22 protein-coding genes and 1 pseudogene are annotated in these 25670 nt (G+C 62.4%); 7 read left to right on the top strand and 16 right to left on the bottom strand.

Annotation, left to right across the window (positions count from 1 at the left end; translation table 11 throughout):
- Nucleotides 1-124: 124 nt before the first annotated feature.
- A complete protein-coding gene (locus tag FHU29_RS03570) occupies nt 125-625 on the top strand; it encodes a hypothetical protein (RefSeq protein ID WP_064440195.1) in 501 nt (166 codons plus the stop codon).
- Nucleotides 626-767: 142 nt separating this feature from the next.
- On the top strand, nt 768-1769 hold the full coding sequence (locus FHU29_RS03565) for an Abi family protein (protein WP_064440194.1): 1002 nt from the start codon (nt 768-770) through the stop codon (nt 1767-1769).
- Between the two features lie 184 nt (nt 1770-1953).
- Here the strand turns inward: FHU29_RS03565 and FHU29_RS03560 are convergent, their stop codons facing one another.
- Nucleotides 1954-2478, bottom strand: a complete 525-nt coding sequence (locus FHU29_RS03560; protein WP_064440193.1) for a hypothetical protein — start codon at nt 2476-2478, stop codon at nt 1954-1956.
- A 340-nt stretch (nt 2479-2818) separates the two neighbouring features.
- Here FHU29_RS03560 and FHU29_RS03555 point away from each other — a divergent pair.
- Both FHU29_RS03555 and FHU29_RS23605 read left to right on the top strand, forming a co-directional pair.
- A pseudogene (locus FHU29_RS03555) lies at nt 2819-3464 on the top strand (DEAD/DEAH box helicase); the annotation flags it as partial.
- A 1015-nt stretch (nt 3465-4479) separates the two neighbouring features.
- The gene (locus tag FHU29_RS23605; RefSeq protein ID WP_341478959.1) at nt 4480-4665 is read left to right on the top strand and encodes a hypothetical protein; all 186 of its coding nucleotides are present in this window, start codon (nt 4480-4482) and stop codon (nt 4663-4665) included.
- A 36-nt stretch (nt 4666-4701) separates the two neighbouring features.
- On the opposite strand, the gene FHU29_RS03545 is transcribed toward FHU29_RS23605, so the two are convergent.
- From FHU29_RS03545 to FHU29_RS03495, 11 genes are all read right to left on the bottom strand, one after another.
- Complete coding sequence (locus tag FHU29_RS03545) at nt 4702-6330, bottom strand: DUF6119 family protein (RefSeq protein ID WP_064440191.1); 1629 nt, start codon at nt 6328-6330, stop codon at nt 4702-4704.
- A 409-nt stretch (nt 6331-6739) separates the two neighbouring features.
- Nucleotides 6740-7618, bottom strand: a complete 879-nt coding sequence (gene mutM / locus FHU29_RS03540; protein ID WP_064440190.1) for a bifunctional DNA-formamidopyrimidine glycosylase/DNA-(apurinic or apyrimidinic site) lyase — start codon at nt 7616-7618, stop codon at nt 6740-6742.
- A gap of 18 nt (nt 7619-7636) precedes the next feature.
- Nucleotides 7637-8413: a ribonuclease III gene (gene rnc, locus FHU29_RS03535; protein ID WP_083962293.1), complete on the bottom strand. Its 777-nt coding sequence runs from the start codon at nt 8411-8413 to the stop codon at nt 7637-7639.
- Nucleotides 8359-8544, bottom strand: a complete 186-nt coding sequence (rpmF, locus tag FHU29_RS03530; RefSeq protein ID WP_074390847.1) for a 50S ribosomal protein L32 — start codon at nt 8542-8544, stop codon at nt 8359-8361. The genes rnc and rpmF overlap by 55 nt, the downstream gene beginning before the upstream one ends.
- Nucleotides 8545-8624: 80 nt before the next feature.
- Entirely contained in the window at nt 8625-9206 is a 582-nt protein-coding gene (locus FHU29_RS03525; RefSeq protein WP_157095064.1) for a YceD family protein, read from the bottom strand.
- A gap of 108 nt (nt 9207-9314) precedes the next feature.
- Nucleotides 9315-10073 (bottom strand): DivIVA domain-containing protein, encoded by a 759-nt coding sequence (locus FHU29_RS03520; protein ID WP_013807953.1) that lies wholly within the window; start codon nt 10071-10073, stop codon nt 9315-9317.
- A gap of 138 nt (nt 10074-10211) precedes the next feature.
- Nucleotides 10212-10712 carry a pantetheine-phosphate adenylyltransferase gene (gene coaD / locus FHU29_RS03515; RefSeq protein WP_064440188.1) on the bottom strand — a complete coding sequence of 167 codons (501 nt, stop codon included), beginning with the start codon at nt 10710-10712 and terminating at the stop codon, nt 10212-10214.
- 53 nt (nt 10713-10765) lie between these two features.
- Nucleotides 10766-11320 carry a 16S rRNA (guanine(966)-N(2))-methyltransferase RsmD gene (gene rsmD / locus FHU29_RS03510; RefSeq protein WP_064440187.1) on the bottom strand — a complete coding sequence of 185 codons (555 nt, stop codon included), beginning with the start codon at nt 11318-11320 and terminating at the stop codon, nt 10766-10768.
- Complete coding sequence (locus FHU29_RS03505; RefSeq protein WP_064440186.1) at nt 11317-14718, bottom strand: pyruvate carboxylase; 3402 nt, start codon at nt 14716-14718, stop codon at nt 11317-11319. Before FHU29_RS03505 ends, rsmD begins: the two co-directional genes overlap by 4 nt.
- A gap of 154 nt (nt 14719-14872) precedes the next feature.
- The gene (recG, locus tag FHU29_RS03500) at nt 14873-17110 is read right to left on the bottom strand and encodes an ATP-dependent DNA helicase RecG (RefSeq protein ID WP_064440185.1); all 2238 of its coding nucleotides are present in this window, start codon (nt 17108-17110) and stop codon (nt 14873-14875) included.
- Nucleotides 17111-17116: 6 nt separating this feature from the next.
- Nucleotides 17117-18784 carry a DAK2 domain-containing protein gene (locus tag FHU29_RS03495; protein WP_064440184.1) on the bottom strand — a complete coding sequence of 556 codons (1668 nt, stop codon included), beginning with the start codon at nt 18782-18784 and terminating at the stop codon, nt 17117-17119.
- A gap of 219 nt (nt 18785-19003) precedes the next feature.
- Between FHU29_RS03495 and rpmB the strand changes: the two genes are divergently transcribed.
- Nucleotides 19004-19195 carry a 50S ribosomal protein L28 gene (rpmB, locus tag FHU29_RS03490; protein WP_013807959.1) on the top strand — a complete coding sequence of 64 codons (192 nt, stop codon included), beginning with the start codon at nt 19004-19006 and terminating at the stop codon, nt 19193-19195.
- A gap of 128 nt (nt 19196-19323) precedes the next feature.
- On the opposite strand, the gene FHU29_RS03485 is transcribed toward rpmB, so the two are convergent.
- From FHU29_RS03485 to FHU29_RS03470, 4 genes are all read right to left on the bottom strand, one after another.
- Nucleotides 19324-20001 carry a uracil-DNA glycosylase gene (locus tag FHU29_RS03485; protein ID WP_064440183.1) on the bottom strand — a complete coding sequence of 226 codons (678 nt, stop codon included), beginning with the start codon at nt 19999-20001 and terminating at the stop codon, nt 19324-19326.
- A 71-nt stretch (nt 20002-20072) separates the two neighbouring features.
- Nucleotides 20073-20627, bottom strand: coding sequence for a hypothetical protein (locus tag FHU29_RS03480; RefSeq protein WP_064440182.1), 555 nt, complete (start codon nt 20625-20627; stop codon nt 20073-20075).
- Nucleotides 20628-20639: 12 nt separating this feature from the next.
- Nucleotides 20640-21086, bottom strand: coding sequence for a MaoC family dehydratase (locus FHU29_RS03475; protein ID WP_064440181.1), 447 nt, complete (start codon nt 21084-21086; stop codon nt 20640-20642).
- Nucleotides 21087-21183: 97 nt separating this feature from the next.
- Nucleotides 21184-22416 carry a PucR family transcriptional regulator gene (locus FHU29_RS03470; RefSeq protein WP_064440180.1) on the bottom strand — a complete coding sequence of 411 codons (1233 nt, stop codon included), beginning with the start codon at nt 22414-22416 and terminating at the stop codon, nt 21184-21186.
- A gap of 189 nt (nt 22417-22605) precedes the next feature.
- Here FHU29_RS03470 and FHU29_RS03465 point away from each other — a divergent pair, with 189 nt between their 5' ends.
- Entirely contained in the window at nt 22606-24027 is a 1422-nt protein-coding gene (locus FHU29_RS03465) for a solute carrier family 23 protein (protein ID WP_064440179.1), read from the top strand.
- A gap of 139 nt (nt 24028-24166) precedes the next feature.
- Nucleotides 24167-25669 (top strand): long-chain-fatty-acid--CoA ligase, encoded by a 1503-nt coding sequence (locus FHU29_RS03460; RefSeq protein WP_064440178.1) that lies wholly within the window; start codon nt 24167-24169, stop codon nt 25667-25669.
- Nucleotide 25670 lies beyond the last annotated feature (1 nt).

Here is a 25670-nt window from a genome sequence, read left to right as displayed (position 1 = left end):
TCTCGGCCCGGACGCCCCACGCTCTGGGATCGTCCGCCCGAATCAACGGGCTCTGATCTCGGCGAAGAGCGCCAGCCCTTCTGCAGCTGGCTCGGCGCTCTATCGAGGGTCGCGAAGCAGCCGAGTGACCGATGCCAGTGGCGGCCCGCCATGTCCGCAGCCGCCACGGAGTCCATCGGGCCACCGAAGCGGTGGCAACCCAGATGCCACGAGCCAAGCGGCAGAACTTCTCGAAGCGGCCACCGCAGCGTTCTCGAACTCAGTAGAGACGGTCGCGTTGAGCGCGAGCGCGGTGCTCATCCCCGCTGCCCTCATCACCGGGACGCTGCTACGGCGAGTCCTGGACCGGGTGAGAGCCGAGCGAGGCGACACCTACTGCGCCGACCACCCTCTTCTCGTGACAAACCCTCGAGGCCGTGGGGACGGGCAGCGCGTGTTGGGTAGCACCATCGGCATGGGAAGCACACCGGAACCTCTTGAGTGCGTCCCACGTCAGACGCTCCGGGTGAGAGTGCTCGGCACGGCGATCGTCGCCGAAATCGTGCTAGTGACGGTCGCAGCCCTGGTCGTCGAAGGCTCCGATCCGCTGATGGCAGCTGATTCGGCAACGGAACTCGCAGAATAGAGCAGGACCGGCCGACACGACGCTCCCCCATGACCGGTCGGCCAAGCCCGGCACGTGTTAAGCTGGACGCACCACATCCCCCACGCCTCTCCACGATGCGCACTTGGGGGATTTTCTTTGCCGGTGGCCGGGAGGAGCACGCATGGTCCGACCACCACGCACGCCTCGACCACCGCGTCCGCGCGGCTCGCTGTCCTACGACAAGCCGCCGCTGAGCCTCGCCGAGCTTGTCGACCGCCTCTCCGCTCGCGGCCTGGTCATCCCTGAGCCCGAGCGGGCCGCGCGGTACCTGCGCCATATCGGCTACTACCGTCTCTCGCCCTACACGATCCCCTTCCAGCAGGGGCAACCCGACCACGCCTTCCGCTCGGACACAAGGTTCGACGACGTCCTCGATCTCTACGTCTTCGACCGCGCTCTGCGGCTGCTGGTCATGGACGCCCTCGAGCGCGTCGAGGTCGCCGTCCGCGCTGCACTCACCGATCACATGTCGACGACTTACGAGGACCCGCACTGGTACATGGACGCGGGGCACTTTGGCGACCGCGGCAAGCACTCCGGGCTCTTGAGGATCGTGCGGGACACGTGTGACGAGCGGCTGCGCGGGACGCCGGATGCCGGGGAGGACTCATTGGTCCATCGCTCTGCCCTTGAGCACTACCTGACGACCTACTCCTCGCCGGAGCTGCCGCCGTCCTGGCTCATGGTCGAGACCTTGACGATCGGGCAGCTGGCCAGCGCGTACCGGAACCTGCGTCGACGCGCCGACCGAACCGCGGTTGCCAAGAGCGTTGGCCTTACTGCGACGATCCTGGAATCCTGGCTACAGACTTACGTGCGGGTGAGGAACGTCTGCGCACACCACGGACGGCTGTGGAACGTTGGCCTCGGCGTCTATCCGGCGATTCCAAACTCCCCCGCGGTCTCGTGGCTGGCAGGCGACCTCCTGCCCGACCGGTCGAGGAAACGCCTCTACCCCGTGCTCGTGTCGCTGCAGTCAGTGCTCGGCTCAGTGTCGCCGCGCAGCAGCTGGGCACGACGGCTCCACGACTTGATCAGCACTCGTCCGCCGATGAACCTGGCCGGGATGGGTGTGCCCGAGAACTGGGCGGACGACGCCTTCTGGAGCCGGCACATCGTCTGAAATCCGTGACGCCCGGCGCAGGCCAGCAGTACGAGACTGAGGACCTGTCGGAATGATGGGAGTACTGCTCGACACACAACGGCTACGCGACTCAGGCATGCTCGCGTCCGATGCCGTGGGGTCGCCTTGTCGGGCGCACCACATGGCGGCTAGCGCCGGTAGGGACCGTGGGTGCTCCAGTTGTTCATGTGGGGTGCGAGCTCGTCGTCGGTAGCGGATGTGGCACGCAGTAGACGTAGGGGCCCGTTGATGGGATCGGTTTGATCGGCGTGAGGGCGAATCCATTCAGCCCACCTGAGAGCGTCTTCGCTCTCGGTGCCCTCGCGCAGTTCAGAGCATGCTGTGACCTCGTCTGCGTACGAGCACATCGCAGCGGCGGCTTGCCGCCGCTCCAGCTGGTTGCGGAGTTGTTCGGCGTTGCGCTCGTAGGTGAGCTTCGTGACGCTTCTTGCTTGACCTCTCCCCACCGAACCTTGCGGATCTCTGAGCGCCGGGACTCCTGACGGCGCGACCAGTCTGCCTCCGCCTCGGCGATCTCTAGCTTGTGGATCAGCACCGGCAGCTGCTCTTCGAGGGTTGCACCGCCGGTGTCTCGCAAGGGGAGCACCGTCTGGTCCTCCCACGCCTTGGTGATCGTGACTTCCAAGTTGCCCGAGCCTTGGAAGTGCTTGTTCGCGATGATTCGCTCCGAGCGCGTGTAATAGTCCATCTCGCTGACGTATGGCTGCGAGCGGCGACCCCACTGATCGAGTTCCCGGATGACGACAACGAGCTCTCGAGGGGAGCTGGAGCGCGAGATCTGGACCGCTGTCGCCTCGGCCCCGTGTCATGTTCGGCACCTTCGCACGGACCTTCCAACCAACCTCGGTCGCGGCATGCACCAGTGCTTGCAGGAAGCGGGCCGCCCGACCCATCTGGCCTTTGGAGACCAATGCCTACTTGCCCTGAAACGCCGCGACGGCCGGGTGCGGGTTCCGAAGCTGACGGGGAACGGCGAACGAACGTAGGGCTGTGAGCGCTTCGAAGTCAGGTCCCATATAGAGGCTCCCCCGCCGGGCGTCATCACGATCAAGGGCTTCAAGGAGCCGTCCACCGAGCGGGTCAAGCAGATCGTGGAGACCGATCTGAACGACCTCAAGGCGACGATCCTGCAGGACGACACCTTCGCGAAGGCCGCCGCCGGATCGGTGGATCCGGAGACGACGAACAAGGTCCTGATCCCGAAGATCATCCGTGAGGGCCTACCCTGACCTGGACGAGTCTCAGGTGGAGGAGCTGCGCCAGCAGGTCGTCGTGGACTCAGTGATCAAGAACGGCGAGGTCCGCGAGGTCGGCGACAAGCGGTTCATCAAGATGTCGGAGAAGTTCGTCAACATAGACATCAAGATCAACCTCATCGACTCCGTCAACCCATTCCAGCGTGCCTTCGAGGTCATGTCGAAGTCCGTCACCCCCTCCGTGCTGCGCATTATCTCCGACGCGATCACCGCCACCCGGATCGAATTCACCGACGAAGAGGCCTTCGCCCTGTTCCCCAAGATCCAGCACTGGGCCAAGGTCAACGCCCGAAAACCCGACGCGCGCTCGGAGGATCCCACCGAGAAGCGCTACGCCGAGGCTCTGCTGTACTTGCAGAGACGCAAGCAGCAGCACCTCGCAGAGCAACAGGCCACGCAGACAATCGAGGAAGCATGACCAACAGTGAGGGCATCGGACGGGTGGATGTCTCCTACCCGGCCATCGACATTCATGTACTGATCGACTCCGACGTCGACGGCCTCCTGGACGCTCAGGAAAAGCCGACGAAGGTCACCTCGGCCGACCGGCTGGGACGCGCCTTCCTCGAGATCGTCGAGTTCCGGAGCGCCCACGGCCGAGTCCCCAGCTCGACGACGCGAGAGATCGCCGAGCGCAAGCTCGGTGCCCGTCTGGACGGGATCCTCGCCAACGAAGAGAAGATCGCCGCGCTCAAGCCACTCGACGAGTTCGGGATGCTGGACACGCCAGAACCTCCAACCTCGATCGACGACCTGATGGAAAGCGACGACTTCAACCTCCTCGGCGACGATTCGGGACTGCTGGATGTGTCCGATCTACCGCTACGTCGCCAGGTGTACGACACGGATGCCGCACGCCGCCGCAAGGCTGATGACTTCGAGCAGTTCGAGCCGCTTTTCAAGCAGAAGCACGCCGAACTCCGGGCGGGCACGTCCAAACTCCTGCCCTACCTTGGCATGACCCACATCGTCCCCGGAGCGTTCTTCGTCCTCAACGGCGTGATGCTGTTCATCGCCGAGCTCGGTGAGACCGAGTACAAGAAGTCGACCGTCCGCGAGAACAAGCGCGAACGACTCCGGTGCATCTTTGAGAACGGCACCGAGTCCTCGATGTACCGTCAGTCCCTCGCGATCCGGCGCAGCGACGAGGATGGCCATGTCCTTGCACAAACCGAGATGCCTGAGATCCTCACCGATGACGAGGTCAGCGGCTACATCTACGTGCTCCGATCGCTAAGCGATGACCCTGAGATCGCAGCTGTCAAAGACCTGCACAAGATCGGCTTCTCACGGGGCCCTGTCGATAAGCGGATCAAGAACGCCGAAAAGTCGCCGACGTACCTGATGGCACCGGTCGACGTGGTAGCCAACTACCGCGCCTACAACCTGAGGCCTCGGCCCTTGAGAATCTCCTGCACCGTGTCTTCGCCGAGGTGCGGCTCGACATCACCCAAATCGACCGCAAAGACCGTGACTACGACCCTTCGGAGTGGTTCGTCGTCCCGCTCAACGTCATCGACCAGGCGATCGACCTGATCATCTCCGGCGACATCGTCGGCTACGTCTACGACGCACGGTCTCAGAAACTCATCAGGCACAGTCGAGCCGGCGACCTGTAGAGCGTCACCGCGGGCTCTCGGCTTCCGACTGGCTGATCACTCGGGCAGGTACTCAATGCTCGACACTCGTACCTCGATACCCCGGCCCTCCAACTCATCGAATACACGAACCAGCGAAACCTTGCTGAAGCTGAAGAGGTCGTCCGGGCTCACTGTCCTGCCAACCTCCTTCGAGCGGATGGCGTAGATCACCTTGCGAGGCTTGGTACCGATAAGTTCGGGGTCCCCATCGCGTTGCTCGACCCGTTCGCGCAGTTTTGCTCGGGCCTCCTTGTCGTGCTGCAGCGCGTGGGCGGAATTGCCTCCCTGCGCGAACAGATGACTCAGCGGTGCCGACGAGGTCGCCGATTTGACGTGGATATACACATCTTTCTCGGTGATGAGGTCGCTCGGCTCGAAGCCCCGCTTGTTCTGGGAAGTCTGCACCAGCTTCCGGTCCGTCCGAACAGCGCCCAGGACTTCGGCGGCCTTTTTGTTGTAAGCCTCCTCATCGTCGGGCGCACGCCACTCGGGCATCGTCACTCCTGAAGGCTTCGCGAAGATGCGCTTCACACGTTGATCGAGCTGCTCTGCGTAATCGAGATCCATTGCGAACCACTGCCCGTTATGCAGGAAGTACCTCCGCCCGCCCTCCTCTGTCTCAAGCGCCACCCACTTGCGGAGCGGGATGTCGCTGCTGACCGCATCTTCGCCTTCGGCGTCACCGAACAGTTGGATCTTGATCGTGTCCAACGCTCCGATGTTCCGACCCTTCATCAACTCCAGGATGACCTCAACTGTCGGCAGGTCGGGCCTTGGCTGCGTGTTCCCACCGCGCTTGACCCTGAAAGTTTCCGCTGGCTTGTTCTCATTCAGATGCTCATGCGGCCAAGTCACTGCGACCTTGGAAGTACCGGAGGCCTCCTGAAGTTCGGACAGAAGGTACGTCTCCAAGCCCTGGCTTAGATCTGTTCCCTTCTTGACCGGGACGAGCTGTTCCAGAACCTGCAATTCGGAACGGGGATTCTGAGCCAGAAGGTCGTCAAGTACTTTGAGATCGGCCAGCAGCGCTGTCAGCGTGAGCCCGAGAGGCACAGACACAGAATCGGCTCCTCTCACGCGGAACTCTTTCCCAATCGTGAGGCCCTTGATCTCGGCCTTGCCAACAACCCGAGTCACCAATTCGCCGAAGCCGCCGATGCCGAAGCCGGTAAGCCCCGAACCGGCGGGTATAGAGGACCGGTCTACCTTGGCGCGCTCGTCGAGCACAGTCCGAGTCAGCGAACTCAGGAGGTCTGGATCGGCGGACCTCAGGGCAAGTCTCTGACCGAACGCTCCGTCCACCAACCCCTGATCCAAGAGCAACCAGCCCATCCCCCAACAGAGCGCCCAAGTGGCAGCGCTCGTCTGATCGTCCAGGCGCAGCAGTAGCACGCAAGCCGCGGTCTCGTTGGATGCATCCACAACCGTGCCGGTCAACTGCTTCACGCGGGCAGCCCACTTCACCGCCCCCTGACCGCCAACTGATCCGACGATCAGGAGCGCGTCTCGGTCCTTGACGGTGCACGACTCCTGTGTGAAGGCGGAGTCTTCCCGATACTTCTTCTTGACTGCATCCTCAAGTTCGAGCGTGTGTCGCAGCCTGTACAGCGTCGTTGCCTGAGCGTTGGCCTTCTGCCGTGCCATGCCTACCCCCTCAGCGCGTGCGCCCTATCGTTGCGGTGACAATAATCGAAGTCTGCCAGGGAGCATCCGAGAAATGCGCCAACTCACCGATCGACCATCGCCCTCGGTCGCGACAGCGGACAGCCGGAGACCGCTCGAGCAAGCGCGCGCGCTGAGATCACGTCAGTCTGTCAACGAGCTGAGTTCCACACAGAGCAACGCGGCTGCAGGAAGACTACCGGTACGTACTCTCGCTCGACCGGGACTGTCTCAGGCCGGAGAACCCGCGGGGCAGCTGCCTCCAGGCGTCTGCGAGAAGCGCCCCGTGCCCATCCTCGGCGCGTCCAGATTGACGTGCAGCGGTCGAAGAAAGCTCCACATCGCCAAGGAATGGCCAGGCTTTACGGCTGCGTCGCCTGTGGGCACTCAACTACCGCTTTCGCTGGCAGCCCGGGCAAAAGTGACTAGAGCGGTTCATGAACCTTTCCCGCACGATTGGGCTACCGCAGCGCTCACACGGATGGCCCTCAAGCCCATAGACTCTCAGACTCCGGTCAAAAAATCCCGACTGACCATTGACGTTGACGTACAACGCGTCGAACGACGTCCCGCCCTGTTCCAGCGCCTCGATCATGACCTCTCGCGCGGCGGACAGAATCGTTCTGATTTTCGCGCGTGAGAGCAAACGAGCTGGCCGGTTGCCGTGGACACCCGCACGCCAGAGGGCCTCATCAGCGTAAATATTGCCCACCCCGGAAATCACCGACTGGTCGAGCAGAATCCGCTTGATTTCACTTGGCTTACGCCGGATCACCTCTATTACCGCCCGCTCATCGAACAGCGGGTCCAGCGGATCCCGCGCGATGTGCACGATCGGTTCAGGCAGCAATTCTTCGCCGGAATCAGGTACTGCCGGCACGAGAGGAGCGACCAGCCACCCCCCGAATGTTCGCTGGTCGACGAAGCGCAGATGGGTTCCGCCATCAAGAGTGACGACAATTCGCGCGTGCGGCTCCATCGGCGTGTCTGCAGCCTGTACCAGCATCTGCCCACTCATACCGAGGTGCACCAGTACCGAATCAGCAGCTTCGTCCGGATTTTTTTCCGCGAGCGTGAGCCACAGATACTTGCCGCGCCGGAACGCTCCACTGAAGGCGCGTCCTGCCAAGCGGCCCGCTAAATCCGCAGGCCCCGCAGCGTGACGGCGGACCGCCCGTGGATGGCGCACCTCAACAGATTCGATCTGCTGCCTGAGTGCGTGCGATTCCAGTCCGCGGCGGACAACCTCGACTTCGGGGAGTTCAGGCATCGGAGTCAGCGTCCGCGATCAAGAGTCAGAGGAAAGGTGACGCCAGGCCGCGCCCGCAGCCTTCTGTTCCGCTTCCTTTTTGGTGCGCCCAGTGCCGGAGCCCAGGTCCTCACCCGCGACTATCACAGTCGCCGTGAACTCTTTGTCATGATCCGGGCCCTTGGCGGCAACCTCGTACGCGGGGACACCCAGGCCACGCTCGGCCGTGAGTTCCTGCAGGCTCGTCTTCCAGTCCAGCCCGGCGCCCAGACGGGGACCACGTTCGAGGAGACCTTTGAACAAAGTGAGCACAACGCCGCGCGCGACATCGAGTCCGTGCTCGAGATACACAGCCCCGAGCAGCGACTCCATACCGTCGGCGAGGATGCTCGCTTTATCCCGGCCGCCGGTCATTTCCTCGCCCTTACCAAGCAAGAAATACTCGCCGAGCCCACCGTGCCCTAAGCCACGCGCGACCTCAGCGAGGGCATGCATATTCACCACGCTAGAACGAATCTTCGCGAGCTCACCCTCCGGCTTATCGGGGTGAGTCCGGTACAGGTGTTCCGTGATCGTGAGACCGAGGACAGAATCCCCGAGGAACTCGAGCCGCTCGTTGGTGGGCAGGCCACCATTCTCGTAGGCGTATGACCGGTGAGTAAGAGCGAGCGTAAGCAAATCCTCGCCCAGTCTGACACCGAGCGCAGCGAGCAGAGACTCGCGGCTCTGCTCGCTAGTCAGTGCGGCACCGTCAGCCACGATCAAACCGAAGCAGCCGTAACCTGACGTCCCCGGTACGTGCCGCACGATGGGCATGCGGTGTGCGGCAGTGTCTTCTGCCCGCACGCGCGGTTCGGGCAGGTGATGAGCGCAGGCGCAGTGGCTTTCCACTGGCTGCGGCGCGACCTCGTGTTGGATCGCGACATCCGGCGCTTGGGAACGGCCACGACAAACTCTCCTTGGCAATCGATCGGTAGCTGCATACATGCTGGTAGAAGCAGTAGTGCTCCCCAGTTGCCTGGTGGAACTATGCTTCTGGACGCTCGGCGGCAGGAAACTTGTCCGCTAAAGCAGCCCAGCGAGGATCTAGTATCGCATGACTGTGCCCAGAATCCGCAATCGCGAGGGGAACGCCGCATTCCGAGCACAGCCCGGGGCAGTCTTCGTCGCACACCGGCTGCAACGGAAGCGACAATCCGATCGTATCCGTGACGACGGGTTCAAGGTCGATGAGTTCGTCTTCGATCCGGTAGATCTCATCCTCATCCGTGGTCTCCGAGGTGGCGCTGCCCGGGTAAGCGAACAGTTCCGTTATCGAAACCTCGACCGGTTCTTCGAAATCTTCAAGGCACCGCACACACTCGCCCGTAGCAGTCCCCTCGATGGTCCCGGAAACGAGCACGCCTTCCGAGACGGCCTCAAGACGAAGATCCATCTCAAGGAGCTCACCTGCAGGGATGCCGATCATCTCGAGCCCCACGCGCGTCTTCAATGCGACGCTGCGGTGTTCCTCACGCATCGTGCCAGGACTCCGGCCGAGCGTCCGGACATCCAGCACAAACGGCGAATCCCGCATTGGGCGCGCCGAACCATGCCGGGAAGTCTTCACGTGATCACACTCCGATTGATGCTGCGGGTTAAACGACCTATCAGTCTACCGCCATTGTGGAGTGCCAATCACCATGCCTGCCGAAGGCCGGCCTGCAGCGAGCAAAGCTCAGCGACGCCTCGCGGGGCGCTCCTCAGGGGCGAACTGCGGCGGCGGACCAGCATCGCGCAGACGCTGGCGCCCGCGGTGAACGGAGCGGATAGTCCCGTTGAGGAACTCCTCGAACTCAGCTAGTTTCGCGTCGACGTACTGGTCGCATTCGCCGCGAAGCCGTTCCGACTCTGCGTGTGCGGCATCAACCACCCGATTCGCTTCAGCCTGCGATGCATGCACGACCTCAGACTCCGACACAAGACGCTGCTGCTCGGCCACGCCCTCACTGACTGCGCGCTCGTACGCGGCATTCCCGGACTCGATCAACCGGTTGGCTTCGGTGCGAGCACGCGCCGTCATCGCCTCGAACTCCCGCTGACCGCCGGTGATCGTACGATCTGCCTCTGCTTGTGCCTCCGTGACCACCTGTTCGGCGTGCGCTTTGGCTTCCGCGACCATCCTGTCGGCTTGCGCCTTCGCATCGCGAAGCATGCGGTCAGCGTCTTCGCGTGCATTGGTGATGGTGGTTTCCGCCTCGGAGGAAGCGGCACCGACAGTGTGCTCCGCGCTGTCCCGCGCGTCGTTAATCAGCTTGTCGCGGTGGTCCAGCACATCCTGAGCGTCATCGAGTTCACTCGGTATCGCCTCACGGATGTCGTCCAGGAGGTCGAGAACGTCACCACGCGGCACAATACAACCAGCGGTCATCGGCACGCCGCGCGCCTCTTCGACGATCGCTACTAGCTCATCAAGAGCGCCGAATACCCGATACACCGCTACCCCATATCCTCAAAATGTGTTCCGCAGCCAGTTTGCCTGGCTATCCCGTCTACCGCATCTACTCGCGCGGTGTGTCGCCGCGCGACTCGCCCCATAGCATGCCTGGAGACACATCCTTGCCAGACATGAGAGTCAGGGGTTTTCGCTCTCCCGTTTCCGTTCTTCAATCCGCTGCGTCAGTCGCCGATATACGACCGGAGGCAGCAGATGGGAGACGTCACCACCGTAGGTCGCGACTTCCTTCGCCAGCGAACTCGACAAGAAGCTGTAGAGCGGATTGGTCGCCGTGAAGAAGGTGTCCACACCGGAGAGCTCTTTGTTCATTTGGGCCATCTGCAGCTCGTACTCGAAGTCACTGACAGCCCGCAGACCCTTGACGATCGAGTTCAGGCCGTTGTTCTTCGCGTAATCGACCAAGAGACCCTGCCACGAGTCCACTGTGACGTTGGGCAGGTGAGACGTCACCTCTCGGAGCAGTTCCAGCCGCTCCTCCACCGTGAACATCCCCCGCTTGTTGGGATTGACGAGAACTGCGACGACAACCCGGTCGAAGTGGGCTGAGGCGCGCTCAATCACGTCAAGGTGACCATTGGTGACCGGGTCGAACGAGCCCGGGCAGATCGCTCCGCTCATGGTGACTGACGTTAACAGGCGCCCGGATCTGATGCTCGCCCGGAATGGCCGGCCTATCGCGACTGCGCGATGTCGATGCGGGTTTCGCCGTACTTTCGGGACGTGATTGCCTCAAAGCCATCGGGCCACGTCGTCAGCGGCGAGCGTGATGACCGTTCTATGACGACCAGAGCCTCCGGGGCAAGCCACTGATGCCGCACCAGAAGTGCCAGCATTTCCTCGATTGAGCCGTCGCCGACAGTGTATGGCGGATCGGCGAATACCAGGGAGAACTGCTGCGCTGGCTCTCGGCCCAGGGTCGCCGTGACGGCCCCCTTGATCACCTCAGCACCGGGCAGCCGTACCGTCTGAATGTTGTCTTTGATCACGGCCACGGCGCGCGCACCGGATTCCACGAATACCGCAAGGGCAGCACCGCGGGACAGTGATTCGAGACCGAGCGCGCCTGATCCCGCATAGAGGTCAAGGACGCGGAGGCCATCAAAATCGATGCGTGAAGAAAGGACACTGAAGAGCGCCTCGCGCACCCGGTCCGTCGTGGGCCGTGTACCTTTCGGCGGCACGCGGAGCCGGATTCCCCCGGCTCCGCCCGCAATGATTCGTGTCACTCTGACTCTGCGGACTCGATGACCGCGATCAGATCTCCACCTTCCACTTGCTGCACAGCGCTAATCGCCACTCGCTTGACGGTGCCCGACTTCTGCGCGGTAATCGATGCTTCCATCTTCATCGCCTCGATGGTCGCGATCGTGTGGCCCGCCTTAACCGACTCCCCTTCAGATACCGACACAGTGACGACACCGGCGAACGGGGCGGGAAGGTGATCAGGGTTGTTCTTGTCAGCTTTCTCCGACGACGGCACTTCACTCGCCACCGATTGGTCGCGCACCTTGACCGGCCGTAACTGGCCGTTGATGGTGCACATCACTGTGCGCATGCCGCGCTCGTCGGGCTCGGAGATCGCTTCGAGCCCGAAAAGCAGTGTGACACCAGGCTCAAGTCTGACCTGGTTTTCTTCGCCGTGCCGAAGGCCGTAGAAGAACTGTCCACTCGACAGCAGTGAGGTGTCGCCGTATTCGTCGCGATGCTCACGGAACTCGCGTGCCGGCACCGGGAAGAGCAGCCGGTTCAGAGTTGCGCGGCGAGCCTTGCCGTCATCGCCATGCAGCAGCGCTTCGTCTTCGGCCGAGAGATCCGGCGCGGGCTTCGCGGGAGAGCGCCCTTCCAGCGCCTTTGTACGGAACGGTTCTGGCCATCCGCCGGGCGGGTCGCCAAGCTCACCCCTCAGGAACCCGATAACGGAGTCAGGGATGTCGAAGGAGCCTGGGTCATTCTTGAACTGTTCGATCGAGACGTCCGCCCCCACGAGGTGCAGCGCCAGGTCTCCGACAACTTTCGACGACGGAGTCACCTTGACGAGCCGGCCGAGGAGCCGGTCAGCCGCAGCGTATGCCTCCTCGATCTGTTCGAACCGGTCACCGAGGCCGAGTGCTATTGCCTGCTGCCGCAAGTTCGAAAGCTGACCGCCGGGGATCTCGTGCTTGTAGACCCGGCCCGTTGGGGACGGGAGGCCAGACTCGAAGGGCTTGTAGACCTTGCGGACGGCCTCCCAGTACGGTTCGAGATCGCATACAGCATCCAGGTCGATTCCCGTGTCACGCTCGGTGTTCCGTGCCGCCGCGACGATCGCTGACAAAGCCGGCTGGCTCGTGGTGCCCGCGAGGGACGCAGCGGCCCCGTCGACAGCGTCCGCACCGGCCTCCCACGCAGCCAGATATGTGGCGAGCTGGCCGCCGGGCGTGTCATGGGTGTGAACGTGAACGGGCAGATCGAAGTTTGACCGCAATGCCGAAACGAGCTTCGCCGCAGCAGGGGCTCGGAGCAGACCCGCCATGTCTTTGATCGCGATGATGTGGGCACCTGCTTCTACCACCTCCTCCGCGAGACGCAGGTAGTAGTCGAGCGTGTAAAGGTTCTCGCCCGGGTCGGCAAGGTCCCCGGTGTAGCTGAGCGCGACCTCTGCGATCGCCGTGCCTGTTTCACGCACCGCGTCGATCGCGGGACGCATCTGGTCAACGTTGTTGAGCGCGTCGAAGATCCGGAAGATGTCGATACCAGTTCGCGTCGCCTCGTCGACGAAAGAGCGTGTCACTGACTCGGGATACGGCGTGTAACCGACCGTGTTGCGCCCACGAAGCAGCATCTGGATGCAGATGTTCGGAATCGCTTCTCGCAGCTTCGCCAGCCGTTCCCACGGATCTTCGTGCAGGAAGCGCAGCGCGACGTCGTATGTGGCTCCGCCCCACGCCTCGATGCTGAACAGCTCAGGTGTCAGCCGCGCAACGTGGTCAGCGACCCCAAGCAGGTCACGCGTCCGGATACGGGTGGCGAGCAACGACTGATGTGCGTCGCGGAATGTTGTCTCGGTGACCGCGAGTGCTTTCTGCTCGCGCAGCGCGGTCGCGAAACCCTCTGGACCGAGGTGCAGAAGCCGCTGCCGGGATCCATCCGGGATCGCGGATTCTCTGTCGAGCTCCGGCAGTTTGGTGCGCGGATCAAGCCGGACCGGGCGTTCACCGTGCGGCTTGTTCACCGTTACGTCGGCGAGATAGCGCAGCATTCGCGTACCGCGGTCGGCGGGTGTGTGCAGAGTCAGCAGGTGCGGGCGTTCCTCGATGAACGAGGTGGTTACATTGCCCGCCCGGAAGTCCGGGTCATCGAGCAGTCCCTGAAGAAACGGGATGTTCGTCGCGACACCACGGATACGAAACTCCGCTAGCGCACGTCGCGCGCGGCGTACAGCGGTCCCAAAATCACGTCCGCGGCAGGTTAGCTTGACGAGCATCGAGTCGAAGTAGGCGCCCACCTCGGCGCCAAGCATCGTTCCCCCATCAAGGCGCACACCGGCACCACCCGGGGTCCGGTAGCCTGTGACGCGGCCAGTATCGGGGCGGAAGCCATTCGCTGGATCCTCGGTCGTGATCCGGCATTGCATGGCCGCGCCGCGGAGCACCACCGAATCCTGGGAGAGGCCAAGGTCCGCAAGTGTCTCGCCGCTCGCGATGCGCAACTGCGACTGCACCAGATCGACGTCGGTCACTTCTTCAGTAACGGTGTGCTCGACCTGGATTCGCGGGTTCATCTCGATGAAAACGTGCTTGCCGCGCTCGTCGAGCAAAAACTCAACAGTGCCCGCACAGGAGTAGCCGATCTCCTTCGCGAACGCCACCGCGTCAGCACAGATCCGGTCCCGAAGTTCAGCAGGCAGGTTCGGTGCCGGGGCCAGCTCGACGACCTTTTGATGGCGGCGCTGTACCGAACAGTCACGCTCGAACAGGTGGATGACGTTCCCGGCCTCGTCCGCGAGGATCTGAACCTCGATGTGGCGGGGATTGACTACAGCCTGCTCAAGAAAGACCGTAGCGTCACCGAAAGCAGACTCAGCTTCGCGCTGTGCCTGTTCGATGGCTTCCCTGAGCTGCGGCCGGGAGTCAACCCGTCGCATGCCACGTCCGCCACCGCCCGCCACGGCTTTCACGAAGATTGGGAACTCCATGTCGTCTGCCGCGGCAAGCAGGGTGTCGATATCACTTCCGGGTTCCGAGGAGGCCAGGACCGGCAGACCAGCTGCTCGGGCAGCTGCGATCGCGCGCGCTTTGTTCCCGGCAAGTTCGAGCACCTCAACCGGCGGGCCGACAAATTTGATGCCTTCTTCAGCGCACGCAGTCGCAAGGTCAGGGTTCTCTGACAGAAAGCCGTAACCGGGATAGATTGCGTCCGCACCCGCGTTCTTTGCAGCCTGAATGATCTCCTTGACTGAAAGATATGCGCGAACCGGGTGGCCGGGCTCGCCGATCTGGTAGCTTTCATCGGCCTTCAGCCGGTGGACCGAATTACGGTCCTCATACGGAAAGACCGCGACGGTGCCCGCGCCAAGTTCATACGAAGCCCTGAAGGCCCTGATCGCGATCTCGCCCCGGTTAGCGACGAGCACTTTCGAAAACATTCTTTCGCCTCTTTCCGTTGCGGGAGGTAACTCTGGCGCCCGCTGACTCACTGCACTTTTTCAATTGTGGACTCCGGCACGATACTAGGCCGCAACCGCACCACCGTAAGGCGCTATTCCGTCTGATTTTCAAGGATGGGCACGGCGCCGGGCCTCAGGTCATGTCGAGATAGTCGATTCCAGCACCGTCGCCCATCGCGTTGACCATCGCGGCGAGCTGCGGTGCTCGAGCAAGCTCGGGGTCCTCCGTGACCATTGCGTCTGCGATGTCGCGAGCCTTCTCGATCACAGCCCCGTGGTCGAGAAGAGAAAGCAGTTTGAGGCTGCTCCGCGTACCGGACTGAGCAGACCCCAGAACGTCACCTTCGCGTCGCTGCTGAAGGTCCAATTCGGCGAGCCGGAAGCCGTCGGTAGTAGCCGCCACGGCACTCAATCGATGCAAAGCAGAGGATCCCTCCGCCGCCTCACTCATCAGAATGCACAATCCTGCGTGCGCACCACGGCCTACCCTGCCACGCAGCTGGTGTAGTTGGCTGACGCCGAACCGGTCTGCGTCCACAATAGCCATGACTGTGGCGTTCGGCACATCCACCCCCACCTCAATTACTGTTGTACATACTAGGACGTCGATCTCACCTGCTGAGAAATCACGCATCACCCGGTCCTTTTCGTCGGCGGGCAGACGCCCGTGCAGAAGCCCGACACGCAACTCCGCGAGCGGGCCCGAACGCAGATAACCGAACATGTCGACAACTGCGGTGGTCGACGGGGCCTCGCTGCCGTTTCCAGCAGGCCCACTCTCGTCGTCACCAATGCGGGAACACACCACATAGGCTTGCCTGCCTTGCGCGGCTTCTTCCACAATTCGCTCCCACACACGCGGGAGCCATTTGCGTGACATCGACAGCGCCAGCACCTTGGTACTGATCGGGCTGCGGCCGCGGGGAAGCTCGCGCAACGTGATGACCTCCAGTGCACCGAACACTGTCATCGCGATCGTCCGCGGAATAGGCGTTGCCGTCATCACCAGCATGTGCGGCGTCTTCCCGGCCTGGGCTTTCCCACGCAGGTGGTCGCGCTGCTCCACGCCGAACCGGTGCTGTTCATCAATCACGACCAGCCCTAGGTTGAAGAACTCGACAGTGTCCTGAATGAGAGCGTGGGTGCCGATGACGAGGCCCGCGTCGCCCGTGACGATCTTCAGCAGCGCGGTCTTACGCTGCGAAACGGTCATGGACCCGGTCAGCAGGACGACACCCGTCGCGTAGTCATCCGCGCCTAGTTCCCCGCCCTGCCCAAGCGCGCCAAGCATCGACCGTAACGAGCGATAATGCTGGGTGGCAAGCACTTCGGTGGGCGCCAATAGCGCGCACTGATAGCCAGCATCAATCGCCTGAAGCATCGCACGCAACGCGACGATCGTCTTACCTGAACCCACCTCACCTTGCAGCAGCACGTTCATCGGTGCGGGCTGCGCGATCCTCTCTGCGATGGTTTCACCCGCCGCCCGCTGCCCTCCGGTAAGCGTGAACGGGAGGTTCGTGTCGAAACGCGCGGCGATTCCCTCGGCTTTTGCGGGCATCGAAGGCGCGGATCGCCGGGATTCCGTGACCCGCTGCTGGGCCAGAATCAGCTGCATCAGCAATGCTTCGTCGAAGCGCAGGCGGTCCTGCGCATTTCGGAAGTCCGCTTCCGAGTCAGGGAGGTGGATCAGCCGGATCGCCTGATCGTACGAAAGCAGCTGATTCTGAGTGACAACCTCCTCGGGGAGCATTTCGGGAAGGGGCGCAAGCTGGTCCAGCACGATTCGGACGCAGCTCCAGATCTCCCAGCTCTGAATGTTCTTCGTCGAGGGGTAGATCGGGATTATGTCCCGCAACAGATCGGATTCGATGTCGCTGTCCGCTTTCTGCGCTGCCCGGGCCAGCTCAGCAAGCTGGCCGCTCCCGCGCACGCTCTCGGCGTCTGCGGTCTCTCGCAGCTCGAGGTAGCTCGGATGGGTGAGCTGCATGTTTTTGCGAAAGAAGCCGACGGTGCCGGAGAACATCATCTTCTTCCCGGGCTTCATCACGTGCCTGAGAACCTTCGGGTTGAAGAACGTCGCTTCGAGTCGCTGTGTGTCAGCGTGAAGCGTCACCTTCAAGAAACTGCCCTTCTTGGGAGGTTTCATGCGGATCTCGTCCACGCGAGCGATCGTCGCGACCACCGTGATGTGGTCACCCGCTTGTGCTTCGTCTTCACCGAGGGGCATGCCACCTCGTGCGTAGCGGCGCGGATAGTGCTGAAGGAGATGGACGACGCTAGTGATCCCGAACTCGTTCTCGAGTTTGGCCGATACCCCGCGTCCAAGCAGCCCGTCCAGCCGGTCCGTGAGAGATACTCCTGCCTCCACGATCAGCTACTCCACACCGATCTGCAGGATGTCGTCATCTTGGCCACCGGGATAAACCATGAGGTCTATACCGGGGTGCATCTTCTTGATGTGCTTCTCCAGCGTATCTGCAAGGTACGTACCAGCCCCATCCTGGCCTGCAAGCACGGTGACAAGTTCGCCGCCCGCCGCAAGCATTAGATCTGCGAGTTGTGCGGTCGCGACGGCCAGATCCTCGTCGATGACCAGGACTTCACGACCAACGAGCCCGAGACAATCACCTGGCTCACAGACGCCGGCCATCGTCAACGCGCGAGAGTCCGCTCTGCGCACCGAGCCCCACCGCGTTGCTGCTGCGGCGGCAGCCATGGCATAAGAATCATCGGAAGCCACCCGTGAGGGGTCGTGTACCGCGAGCGCGGCGAGGCCCTGCACCATGCTGGAGGTTGGAAGCAGCACTGCTGGGTGGCCTAACTGGCGTGCCTGCGTACTTACCGCCACGAGTTCCTCAGCCTTGATCAGACCGTTCGGCAGCACAAAGACCTCATCGGCACGCAGAGCGAGGATCGCATCGAGCAGTTCCTGTGGCGATGCCATCCCTCCGGTACGCAGAACCGTGGCTCCCTCGCTTTCGAAGAGTTCCGCGGCGTCACCTCCGGTCACCAGCGCCAGGACCATGCGGACTAGCGGCCGCGTGGGTGTCGCAGCGAACGAGACTTGCTGATCGGGCGCAAAGGCAGTGATCCGGATATCGCGCGGCTTTCCCGCAGCGAGCCCCACCTCTATCGCTGCGCCCGGGTCGGCGCTATGCACATGCACCGACCAGACACCGGACCCGTCACCCACGACGACTACTGAATCACCTAGGTCTGACAATTTCTCACGCAACGCGTCGGCAGCATGGTCCGAACTTCCATCGAGCAGGTACATGACCTCGTACTCCGCGTCTCCAGTGGCGTACTCGTGGATGTGCTCGACCGGTCGTGCGTCAGCCGCCGGAGCAGTCGCGGATGCGGAGGTTGTCGTGTCCCCGACCGTCGCCCGGACAGTGAAACGAGGCCGCTGTGGTTCGTCGCCTGTAACGACTCCGACGAGCGCATCGAGAATGACCACCAGGCCGAGTCCCCCTGCATCAACTACCCCCGCCTGGCTGAGAACTGACAGCTGGCGGGGAGTCTGTTCGAGCGCGGACGCCGCACCATCCGCCGCCGCCCGCGTGACGTCAGCGAGAGCACACTCGTCAGTCGCACGCGCCGCTTGCGCGGCACCGCGCAGCACCGTAACGACAGTCCCCTCCACCACATTGGACAGCGACTTGCTCACGAGATCGAGAGCTGCTTCCAATGCGTCCTTCAAGACGTTGCCATCGATGGAGCGCTCCGAAGACGCCTCAGCTACCCCCCGCAGCAGTTGCGAAAGGATCACTCCCGAGTTCCCGCGCGCGCCAGCCACAGCGCCCCGCGCCAGAGCGGTAGCGAGATCCTGGACTGTCGGCTCAGTGCCCCCGTTAGCCTGCTCCGCAGCGCGCAGCGCCGCGGCCATGGTGAAATGCAGATTTGTGCCAGTATCGGAATCAGCGATCGGGAAGACATTGAGCACATTGATCTCATCTCGGCGACGTTCCAGTCCACTCACACACGCCGCCGCCCAACGCAGCAACGCGTGCGCATCGAGTGTGCTGAGATCATCTGCCACCGCGTCCCGCCCTCCCCTTCACAGATTCGTTGGCACGCCTGCTGAGAGACTATCCTGACGACGGGTCCGCAGCAGGTAATGCGGTTTCGCGCCGGTTTGGTTAATACGCGATAAACCCGGTACGCTTGCACGGTTGCCTTCGCAGGGCGGTGCTGATTTGTGTGCACAGCCAGCTTGGCAAAAAGACACGTGTCACCACTAACGAGGAGTTCGACGACCATGGCTGCCGTTTGCGATGTCTGTGGCAAGGGACCTGGCTTCGGTAAGTCAGTCTCACACTCGCACGTGCGTACCAGCCGTCGCTGGGACCCGAACATCCAGACCGTTCGCGCCGAAGTTGCCCCCGGCAACCGGAAGCGGATCAACGCCTGCACCTCGTGCATCAAGGCAGGCAAGGTCGTTCGCGCCTAATACGCACTTTTAGACCACAAATCCCCGGAATGTCCCAGGACGTTTCGGGGATTTTTGCGTTTCGCGGGAGAATTTTAGCGACACCAGCAACGGGGTCATCCGGTGCGGATGTCCCGTTGCTGGTGTGGCTACGGCAAACGCCAGTCGATTGGCTCCGCGCCTAGATCCAGAAGTTCCTCGTTCGCGCGGCTGAAGGGCTTCGAGCCGAAGAACCCGCGTGAAGCGGACAGCGGCGAGGGGTGCGCCGATTCAATAGTGGGCACGTCCTCGAGCATCGGCTTCAGGCTCATCGCGTCGCGGCCCCACAAGATAGCCACCATGGGTTCATGGCGGTCAACGAGTGCACGGATCGCCTGCTCAGTAACCGCTTCCCAGCCTTTTCCCCGGTGTGAAGCGGGATCGCCCGGACGGACCGTCAGCACTCTGTTCAACAGCAGCACGCCACTTTTCGACCATGGGGTGAGATCACCTGACGTGGGTGGAGGGTAACCCAGGTCGTCGCAGTACTCCTTGTAGATGTTCGTCAAGCTCTTCGGGAGCGGGCGCACCTCCGGTGCCACAGAAAAGCTCAACCCGATTGCATGACCGGGGGTCGGGTATGGATCCTGCCCCACGATCAGCACCCTCACCTCTGCGAACGGCTGCTGGAAGGCGCGCAGCACGTTCTGTCCATTCGGAAGATATCCGCGCCCGGCAGCGTTCTCGGAGCGTAAGAACTCCCCCATGTCGGCAATATTTTGCGTGACCGGGGCGAGCGCGTCTGCCCACCCTGCTTCCACTACTTCGTGCAACGGTCGTGGCGCCATTGGGCTGTGAAACTCCTCGTTCCGGCAGTTGAGTGCGTCCCGATACTACGCTCCGTCACGCGTAGCAACGCTCAAGCAGGCCCGCGCTTCTTAATCGCGCGGGCGATCGCAGCGGCCAGCTTCGTGGGATTGGCGGAACCGATAAACAGGGTTTCACCGCGAGTGAGTTCGACTCGCACGCCTTGTGCCCGCACTAAGCCTGGCCGCATCACGTAAAGGTAGCGCCCACCCTTGGCTGCGCTCAGTCCCCATACATGCCACCCCCAGAACTCTCGACTCTTGAGAGAGTTGTAGACGCTCACCTCCCAGCGGGAGATCTCATCGAGCGAAACGTCCTTGAACGTCATCCGACGCGGGAGCAAGCTGAACCGGACGGGGTGGATCCGCAAATGAAGCCCCGTTGAATCAACCGAGGTAACCAGTCTCATCCGGAGATGCAGCACCGCCAACGGGAGAAATACCGCCGCGAGCAGAACGCCGCAGAAGAGCGCACCCGCGAACTCCCCTCCGGCCACGAACGCCACGATCAAGGCTCCCAGACCAGCCACGGTGAGCAGGGGAATCGAGATGATCCACAGGGGAAACCGCTGCACTTCGTGGAAGTGTCTAAGGCTGGTGGCGCTCATGGCCCCTACCTTTCAGGAATACAGAACCACTGCTTCAGCGACGCAGACGGGGGTGTCGTGCCCCTGCCGTTTCATTATGATCTCAAGTACCGCCTCGATCATTTCTCCCCGAGTTTTCACTGCGACGACAGAGACGTCAGATCTGATTACGCTGCCCACCGGAACAGGGGCCGGGAAACGCACCCGGTTGAGCCCGTAGTTCAGGGCCGCACCAAGCTCCCCGAATTCCAGTACCTCGTACAGAACCCCGGGGATCAGCGACAGCGTCAGGTAGCCATGCGCGATGGTCGTGCCGAACGGACCAGACTTGGCTCGCTCAGGATCGGTGTGAATCCACTGGGTGTCACCGGTAGCCTCCGCGAATTGATCAATCTGGTCCTGGGTGACTGTGGTCCAACTGCTTGTGCCGAGGCTGGTTCCGATGTGGTCCTTCAGGGCTGCGGGCGTCGTGAGGTACATGGCTTCTCCAGGATCGGCGGATTGGACACCACTACCGTGCGCCCGGAACGCTCGCTTGTGTTAGAGGAGCGGTGACACTCTTGCTGTGACTGGTTCACTAAGCGGGGGCGAGGAGTCTGATCGCGACGAGAAGGTCGAGTACCTCGTTAAAGGCGCGCAAGTCCTTGCCGGTTCGTTCCGCAATGCGTTCGAGGCGGTAGTAGGCGGTGTTGCTGTGAACATAGAGTGCGTCCGCAGCGGCTTTCGCGTTCAGGTTCGCCTCGACGTACGCCAGCAGCGTATCGATGTACATGCGGTCGCCGGCTAGATCCTTCTCGACGAATTCCCGGACCTGCGGTGAAATAAGCTGCCGTGCGATCGGGTCATCGCGGGAGACAAGATAGTCGAAGGTGGTGAGTTCGCCGAGCGCCTGAATCCCTGGCCTCCCGTGCAGTGCCCCGAGCGCGAACTTTGCCTCACGGTAGCCGGGAGGTGCTGCGTCCAGGCCAGTCAGCGGCGTGCTGACACCCAGCGCAAGTTCGACGCCGCCTTCGCGTGCTTTATCTGTGACACGGGAAAGATCACGAAGGACACCACCTATGCCTCGCTGTATCGGGGCAGGCAAGACACCGACGATCTCGTTGCGTCGCATAGCAAACAGCCCATGCGGGTAGGTAGTGGCGGCCTTCCCGAGAACCCGCACCAGCGTGTTCCGCTCACCGCTGAACTTGACGACACGGCCCGCGACAACCACGATCACACTTCCCGCGCTGAGTCCCGCGGTGCGCAAGGCGGCCTGGCGAGGCCCGGTCACCGGCTGCTGGCCAGCGAGCAAGTCATCGATGAGATCGCGGGCAGCGCTCGTCGCATCCGCGACCAGAAACCGCTCAGCTTCGAGGTATGCCTCAGCAGCTGCGGTTGTCCCAACCTCGATTACCTTCATCATTGCACTCACGGCCTCTGCCGCTGCGAAGCGGAGATCAGGCTTGTCCGCGGTAAGTTGCCTGATCGACTCCCACAAAGTGATCTGCGCAACGCGGAAAGCCCGCAGAAAATCAGGCATCGAGATGCCCTGCGTCACGCGCCGCATCGCTTGGTCGGCCGTTACACGAAACCGGTCCGGCTGCGGTTCGTCATCCTCGTCAAGAGCCCGGACGAAAATTTCGAAAACGTCCAGGCAGTGTGTCAATACTTCACTGCGCAGTGTGGGAGCGGTGCTCTCGTGGTAACCCGCCACTTCGCTGAGAATCTGATCTGTTGCCGCGTTTGCAATCCGCGACAGTTCGCGGCCCACCAATTCAGCGAGTCGCCGCCGTTCCTCCTCGCCGGAGAGCTCACCTTGGGACGGCACTCACTTATCCCCTTCACTGGACGGGTCCTGCTATATCCCAGATCACAAACTACTGCCTCAACTTATTACTGAACCACAACCACGACTGGTACTTCACCCCTACAGAGTGACGCGGATCGCATAGCACCCTGGTGCGGGTTCACACAGCTCCCTGAATCCCGCACTCCCTGCCTCAAGAAAGGGCTTCGCATGCGATCGCGCTACCTCTTGAAACGAGAATATGGCCAGGAGCAGCCCTACTGGCGCCTGGGTATGTTCAAGATCCGACTGCCCTTCATCCACTATCCGCTTGAACTCGCGGAGGCCGTGCAAGCCGCGATTATGTTCGTGGTGGGCATGGCAACGATCCCGCTGCTTCAGACCTACCTGGGCATGTCCTTTGAGGTCGCGTTAACAGTCACGATCCTCTTCATGGCGACTCTTCTGCTGCCTGCGTTGCTGGGCGCTCCGCTGGCTCCGGGCTTCATCACGCCCGCTGTGCCTCTGGTCGTGGTATATCTCAGCGCCTACGAGCCTGGCCCTGAAGCGATCAAAGCGATGGTGGCCCTCCACATCGCGGTGGCTGTGATCTTCCTCGTTCTCGGTGTCACGAAATTCGCGAGCAAGCTGATTAGTAGCATCCCGGTCTCCGTGAAGGGCGGCATCCTGCTCGGCGCCGGGATCGCCGCGCTAATGGGCGAGATTGGCGAAGGCGGGCGATTCCTCGCGACACCGCTCTCGATCGGCATCGGCGCACTCGTCATCGCATTCGTCCTGTTCTCTGCGTCGTTCAGGCTGTTCTGTAACCGCAGCAAACTCGGTGTGATGATCGCGAATTACGGCCTCGTCCCCGGACTTCTGATCGCGATTGGCGTGGGCTGGGCCGTGGGCGAGTATCCGCTGCCACAGATCGAATGGGGCGTCACGTCTCTCGCAATCAACGAACTGTGGCAGCTACTGCCCTTCACCATCGGCTGGCCCACACTCGAGATGTTCCTGACCGCGATTCCCGTTGCGATCATCTCCTACGTCATCGCGTACGGAGACATCGTCGTCGGCGACTCTGTCATCGCACGAGCCGACAAAGCCCGGCCGGACGAGGTCATCGAGGTAGACAACGATCGCCTGCACGTCATCACCGGAATCCGAAATGCCCTGCACGCACTGTTCATTCCGCAACCGGGCCAGGGCGGGCCTATCTTCACCGCATTGACAGCGGGCATCGCGACCCGGTACGAGTTCGGTCGACGCGCAATGGAATCCGTGTACAGCGGGGTGGGCACCTTCTACCTCATCGCATTCTTCGCGCTGTTCGCGATGCCACTGGTCACGCTTTTCCAGCCCGTTCTGCCAATCGCGCTGTCGCTCACTCTCCTTGTGACCGGCTACCTGTGCATGGTCGTCGGCATGCAGCAAGTGAGTAATGCCGAGCAGTACGCGGTCGCTGGTGTCACCGGCGTCGTGCTGGCCACCCAAGGTGCGGCCTGGGGCATCGCGGCAGGCATCGTCCTGCACGTCCTGGTGGAGCGGACCTCGTTGTTACGCAAAGACCGGGCGCTGGCCACTGAAGCCACTGAAGCCACTGAAGCCACTGAAGCCACTGCCGGGCCCGCGCGGCAGCCTCGCACATAAACACCGGCCGCCTCTCTGGCAAACAACCATCGTTGTGACCTGTTCACAGCAAGTCTGTTCTCGCTCCCCTACGGCTGACCACACCATTTCCCGCACACTCATGTCCACGTCACACCACCCGACCCGAGAGGCCTGCCCCATGACCAATCTCGTGACGTCCTTCCTCAGCACGGCGAACGCCAGTCCCACTGCTACCGCAGTCCGGCTTGGCGCCCAGGCACTCACGTACGCAGAACTCGAAAACGCGGCTAGGCGCGTCGCGGGTCTGCTGATTCACCGAGGAATCAAGCCCGGCGACAGCGTCGCGATCATGGTCCCCAAAATTGTGGCTTTCCCTGCCCTCTACTACGGCATCCTCCTCGCTGGAGGGGTTGTCGTCCCGATGAACCCGCTGCTGAAGAACCGGGAAGTCGCGTACTACCTTGGTGATTCCGGCGCGAAGCTCGTGTTCGCCTGGCACGCGGTCGCACTGGAAGCGCAGGCAGGCGCGCTCGAAGCCCACACCAGCGTCGTCGAAGTCGACGAGTCGTTCGTGGGCAGTATCTCGGCGGCGCCGCTCACGGACGTCGTCGACCGGGATGAGGATGACACCGCCGTTATCCTCTACACGTCCGGTACCACCGGGCATCCCAAAGGCGCCGAACTCACGCACTTCAATTTGCGTCGCAACGCTGACCGCTTCGCACACGACTGGCTGAAACTCTCCGCAGCCGACGTCGTACTGGGGTGCCTGCCGCTGTTCCACACGTTCGGGCAGACAGTATCGATGAACTGCACGCTGTTCAGCGGTGCGACACTGGTTCTGCTTCCCCAATTCACCGGTGACCTCGCACTCGACGCGATCGAGAAGGAAAAGGTCACGATCTTCGCCGGCGTTCCGACGATGTACTCGGCGATGGCCGAGGCACCCGGCAGTGCGGACGCCGACGCGTCGACGCTGCGTCTGTGCTGTTCAGGTGGCGCGGCACTCCCACTCGACACGCTCACGTCCTTCGAGGACACATTCCACACGGTGATCATCGAAGGGTACGGACTCTCGGAGACGTCACCGGTGTGCTGCTTCAACCCGCCAGAGGGTGATCGGAAAATCGGCTCCGTCGGTCTCCCACTCGACGGTGTGGAAATGCGTGTCATCAATGATGACGGTGAGACGCTGCAGCCCGGCGAACTCGGCGAGATCTGCGTGCGCGGCGAAAACGTCATGAAGGGCTACCTCGGCCGCCCCACCGCAACCGCGGAGGCATTCATCGACGGCTGGTTCCGCACAGGGGACATCGGCAAGACCGACGACGATGGCTATTTCTACATCGTCGACCGTAAGAAGTCCCTCATCATCCGCGGCGGCTACAACATCTACCCGCGCGAGGTCGAAGAGGTGCTGTACGAGCACCCGGACATCGTCGAAGCGGCGGTAATCGGAATTCCGCATCCAACGCTCGGCGAAGAAGTCGGTGCGGCAATCGCCGTCCGGCCAGGTACGACCGTCGAGACCGCGGCAATCAGCGAATTCGTGAAAGCCCGCCTCGCAGCGTACAAGTACCCGCGCCACGTGTGGGTACTCGATGAGCTCCCCAAGGGACCGACCGGCAAGATCCTGCGCCGCGAGGTGCAGCCGCCCGCCACACCCGCTGAAGCACACTGAA

Origin of the sequence: Hoyosella altamirensis (assembly GCF_014191505.1) — a bacterium.
Classification (GTDB): Bacteria; Actinomycetota; Actinomycetes; order Mycobacteriales; family Mycobacteriaceae; genus Hoyosella; species Hoyosella altamirensis.
This window is presented reverse-complemented; position numbering and strand designations above follow the sequence as displayed.